This window comes from Vibrio sp. Y176, assembly GCF_033438945.1.
This window is the reverse complement of record NZ_JAWOQS010001190.1, coordinates 1-517: the sequence shown is the minus strand read 5'-3', so window position 1 is coordinate 517 and position 517 is coordinate 1. Positions and strand designations below refer to the sequence as shown.

1 protein-coding gene is annotated in these 517 nt (G+C 39.5%); it reads right to left on the bottom strand.

Annotated elements, in window-relative coordinates; all coding sequences use genetic code 11:
• Positions 1–260, bottom strand: a 260-nt coding sequence (locus R7O13_RS30920) for a thermostable hemolysin (protein WP_318305726.1), incomplete at its 3' end; no start/stop codon positions are given.
• Between the last annotated feature and the right edge of the window lie 257 nt (positions 261–517).

The following is a 517-nucleotide window of genomic DNA, read 5'->3' as shown; positions in this document are numbered from 1 at the left end:
ACCAGCTTTTGGGCGTCGTCTTCTAAATACTGTTCAAGGAACAAGGGCTCATCTTCGGCGATGCGAAAGCCGCATACGGAAATAATTTGGCCGCCTTCAATGAGGGTTAAATACGCCGGCATAAATTGTTTTAGCTCGGCAAAGAATGCTTCTTGATAACGCTGAGAAACATGCTCGATAACTTGGCTCCAAAGCGGATGCATTGGATAAACGATGTCTAAAGTAAAGCCATCTGCAGAAGTTTGTGCATGGTGTTTCATGAGCGCTTCCTTTGTTTGAGTAGTTATCAACAAAATAAAACGCGAAACTTAAGAAATTCTTAAGGAATGAAATTTTGATAAATTATTTAACGAAAGGAAGGCTTAAATGGCAGTGCCTTTTGGGGTTTTGTGCTGGTATGTGGTTGATATTAATACGATGTTTCCTTGAGTAATCTAAATAAAAAAGCCAGTCTAAATAATCGACTGGCTTTTCATTTTCTCACTGAGGAACTAAAGATACGCTAAAGCTTTAGCGG